This is a genomic window from Streptomyces phyllanthi (assembly GCF_009377205.1).
In the GTDB taxonomy this organism is placed as follows: Bacteria; Actinomycetota; Actinomycetes; order Streptomycetales; family Streptomycetaceae; genus Streptomyces; species Streptomyces phyllanthi.
In genome coordinates, this window is record NZ_VJZE01000630.1 from 1 (window position 1) to 4,171 (window position 4,171).

The following is a 4,171-nucleotide window of genomic DNA, read 5'->3' on the forward strand; positions in this document are numbered from 1 at the left end:
GTCCCGGAGGGCTCCTCGGGCGGTTCCCCGGCTGGTTCCCCGGCGGAGGGGGCGGTCGCTGCGGACAAGGCGTGTGACTCCCGTGCGTGGGGGCGCGGTGCGGCGAACCGCCCGCTGGAGGCGGACGGTCCGCATCATCATGCCGTCGTACGGGGTGGGAGACGGCCCCTGGGGACACCGGATGTGGGATGCCTCACGAGCATCACGGGCAACAGGTGAACGTACGCAACAAAACACCTCAAGACCTGCTCAAGGGGCTTATCGGGGACCTGCCGAGGGCTTATCGAGGGCTTAACGAGGGTCTGCCGACGGCTTGCGGGGGCCTGTCGGCGTGGCTTGCCGAGGGGCGAGTTCGTACTCCGTCACGGTCTCCAGCCGGGCCCCGCCCTGCCGGGAGGACCGGGCCTGGTCGAGCCGCAGCCGGGCCGAACGGCCGCGCAGGGTCAGGGTCATCAGCTGGTTGCCGAACCAGGGGCCGCCCGTCCTGCGCCAGTCGATGGAGGGGCGCCCCAGACGCCCGTGCCGCTCGAACCAGCGGCCCAGGGCGCGCCCCACGCCGCTCCAGCCGAAGCGGAAGCCGAGCCTTATCGACAGCGGTATCGAGTTGTGCACGGGCGAGCAGGTCAGCTGGAGCACCCGCGCGTCAGGACCGCTCCCCGCGGGCCAGGAGGGTTCCGCGACGTACGCGTGGTGCACGTCCCCGGAGAGCACGCACACGGTCGCCGGCGCCCCCTCGCCCGATCCCGCCTCGGCGATCAGCTCCGCCAGCGCCTCGAACGACGACGGGAACGCCGCCCAGTGCTCCAGGTCCGCCCGCCGCCGCAGATCCTCGCCGAACCGCGCCCAGCGCTCCCCGCGCTCGCCGCGGCACAGGGCGGAGTCCCAGGTCTCGGCGCTGTGTACGAGGTGGGGGAGCAGCCACGGCAGCGAGGTGCCGAGGAGGAGGTGGTCGTAGGAGCCGGGGGTGTCCAGCACCTGCTCGCGCAGCCACCCGGCCTCGCCCGCGTTCAGCATCGAGCGCTTGTCCTCGTCGAGGACACGGGCCGCCCGGGTGTCGATCATGAGCACCCGGACGCGCCCGAAGTCCCGCCGGTAGCTCCAGCGCACCGAGGCCGGGTCCTGGTCGGCCCGCGCGGCGTACGCGCGCACCGGGTCCGTGCCGTCCGGGGTGGCGCGCACCGCGGCGTACAGCGGGTCGGCGGCCAGCTCGGCCGGTGACAGGTTGCCGAGGTGCTGGTGAACCCAGTACGACATCAGCCCGCTCAGCAGCCGCTCGCGCCACCAGGGCGTGGCCCGCATGTCGGCCAGCCAGGAGCCGCTGGTGTTCCAGTCGTCGACGATGTCGTGGTCGTCGAAGATCATGCAGCTGGGCACGGTGGACAGTAGCCAGCGCACCTCCGGGTCGAGCCAGGACTCGTAGTAGAGGCGGGTGTACTCCTCGTAGTCCGCGACCTGGTCGCCCGGAGGGTCGGCGAGGTCGCGGCGGGCGGCGAGCCAGCGGCGGGTGGCGTCGGACGTCTCGTCCGCGTACACCTGGTCGCCCAGCAGCAGGAGCACATCGGGCCGCTCGGCCCCGGAGTCGGCGGCGATACGGGCGGCCAGCGTGTCCAGGGCGTCCGGGCCCACCGGGTCGTGCTCCTCGGCGGGCGGGGCGGCCCACCGGCAGGAGCCGAAGGCGACCCGGACGACGTCCTCGTCCGGGGTGCGGATCTCGGAGGCGGGGAAGGGCGAGTCGGGCAGCGGCCACACCCGGGCACCGTCGAGGAGGACCTCGTACGCCGTCGCCGTACCCGGGGTGAGTCCGGTCACCGGGACCAGCGCGTAGTGGTGGCCCGCCACCTGGAAGGTACGGACCTCGCCCCCCGCCCCGTCGGCGCAGCGCACCTCTGCGGTGCACGGACGGCTCGCCTCGACCCACACGGTCGCGGACGAGCCGTCCACGTATCGCAGCAGTGGTCCCAGCCGCAGCCCCGCCATCGGCGTTCACCCGCCCTTTTCTCCGGTCGGCGCGCCTCGTCGGCTCACCCTCCTCCGTCGACCCGTACGGTACGGAACGGCAGAGGTGAACGGGGAGGTTCCGCCGATTGCGGTTCGGTTGCGCGACGGGGCGGGGCCCGTGCCGATCGGTCGGAGGCGTGGGCCGGTCCCACCTCGGGGCCGTCGCTCAGGTGACCGGATGCGGATGTGGATGCGGATGTGGATGCCGAACGGCCGCGCCGGGCTCTCGGGTCCTGGCGCGGCCGGGTGGTGGTTCATCCGTGGTGGTGCGTGTGGGGAGGCCCGGGCGTCGCCCGCGTGGGCGTGATGGGGGTCGGCGTCGCGGGTGAAGGGGGGTGTCCCGGGCCTCACCGGGGGAGAGAAACGGTTCAGCAGCTGGCCAGGTAGCTGGTCAGGGCGCTCTTCTCGGCCGAGTCGACCGACAGGTCGTAGTAGTACTTCACCTGGACCCAGGCGCGGACGTACGTGCAGCGGTAGGCCGTGCGCGACGGCATCCAGGTGGCCGGGTCCTGGTCGCCCTTGGACTGGTTGACGTTGTCCGTGACGGCGATGAGCTGCGGGCGGGTCAGGTCGTTGGCGAACTGCTGGCGCAGGGAGCTGCTCCAGCTGTCGGCGCCGGAGTCCCAGGCCTCGGCCAGCGGGATGAGGTGGTCGATGTCCAGGTCGGAGGCGGCGGTCCAGGTGGCGCCGTCGTACGGGGAGTACCAGCTGCCGCTGGTGGCGGCGCAGGTGGAGCTGGTGACGACGTTCGTGCCGTCGCGCTTGAGGACCGTCTCGCGGGTGTTGCAGGCCCCGCTGATGGTGATCCAGTGGTTGAACAGGTCGCGGTCGTAGCCGGTGCGGTCCTCGGTCGCCACGGTCAGGGTGGCGAGGTAGGAGCGGGCGGTTGCTGCGCTGACCGGGGTGGGGAGCGCGGCGGAGGCGCTCGGGCTGTTGAAAAGTCCCGCCATGGCTATGAGGCCCGTGACGGCAGCGAGTATGCTGAGCCGTCGACGCGCGTAGACCTTGCGCATGCGAACTCCTGTGTGGGTGGGGACTGTTGGTGTGCGAGCAACGGAACTCTCGCGGTGCTTCGTTTCCGTGGGGTAAGCGTCTGGTGAGAAGTTAATGACGTGCCCATGACACGACAAGACCTCTGGGTGTGCAGGTTCCTGGCGGTTTCGTGAGGGACGGCCCTGACGTGCGCTTTCGCCGTCCCCTCCGGTTGTTCCCCCGGCCGTTCGTCCGGACCGTCGGGGACGGGGCTCACGGAGGGCTTGGGTGCGGGAGGGCCGGCGCGCGGGAGCGGCGGAGGGCCGGGGCACGGGACCCGTGGACGGCGCGTGGCCGTCCCGTACGATGGGTGGCGCAGAAGGGGAGTAGCTCTTCGCCGGACCGTCGACATACTGCTCAGCTCGCCTGAGCCGGCGCCCGGAGGCAGGCCTCGTGCTCGTGACGAGGCCGGTCAGCGAGACCTTCGGCAAGCAGTGCACTGTCCGTGCCGTCCCGGTGCGGGCGTCCGTCCGTGCCCGTGGGTGCGGGATCCGTGTGTGCTGCCGTGCCGAGGTGTCGTGTCAGCGGACGGTCTTTCTCGGTGGGGCGGCCCCGACCGATTGAGAGATCGTGATCAGCTTCAGTGTCCTGGCACTCGTCTTCGGTGTCGTCTTCCTCTCCGAACTCCCGGACAAGACCGCGCTCGCGGGGCTCGTCCTGGGGGCGCGCTATCGCGCCTCGTACGTGTTCGCCGGTGTGGCCGCCGCCTTCGCCGTCCATGTCGCGCTGGCCGTCGCGGCGGGGAGCGTCCTGACGCTCCTGCCGGGACGCATCGTGTCCGCGCTGACCGGTGTGCTGTTCCTCGGTGGTGCGGCCGTGCTGCTGCTCAAGAAGGACGAGGACGAGGAGCAGGTCCGCAGGCCCGAGAACCAGGGGTTCTGGAAGGTCTCGGGGGCGGGTTTCACGCTCGTCCTGGTCGCCGAGTTCGGTGATCTCACGCAGATCATGACCGCCAACCTCGCGGCACGGTACGACGAGCCGCTCTCCGTGGGGCTGGGGGCGGTGCTCGCGTTGTGGACGGTGGCCGGGCTCGGCGTCATGGGCGGTAGGGCGCTGATGAGGCGGGTGCCGTTGCGGCTGATCACCAAGGTCGCGGCGATGGTGATGCTGGGGCTGGGGATATGGAGCCTGTACGAGGCGG

General features: G+C 71.6%; 3 protein-coding genes. 1 reads left to right on the forward strand and 2 read right to left on the reverse strand.

What is annotated here, in order from left to right:
- Window positions 1-291 precede the first annotated feature (291 nt).
- Together FNH04_RS42420 and FNH04_RS42425 are read right to left on the reverse strand one after the other, a co-directional pair.
- Window positions 292-1,977 (reverse strand): alkaline phosphatase D family protein, encoded by a 1,686-nt coding sequence (locus tag FNH04_RS42420; protein ID WP_152791572.1) that lies wholly within the window; start codon window positions 1,975-1,977, stop codon window positions 292-294.
- A gap of 389 nt (window positions 1,978-2,366) precedes the next feature.
- Window positions 2,367-3,011: an HNH endonuclease family protein gene (locus FNH04_RS42425; RefSeq protein ID WP_152791573.1), complete on the reverse strand. Its 645-nt coding sequence runs from the start codon at window positions 3,009-3,011 to the stop codon at window positions 2,367-2,369.
- A 589-nt stretch (window positions 3,012-3,600) separates the two neighbouring features.
- On the opposite strand from FNH04_RS42425, the gene FNH04_RS42430 reads away from it, so the two are divergent.
- On the forward strand, window positions 3,601-4,171 hold a 571-nt coding region (locus FNH04_RS42430), incomplete at its 3' end, for a TMEM165/GDT1 family protein (RefSeq protein ID WP_322725460.1).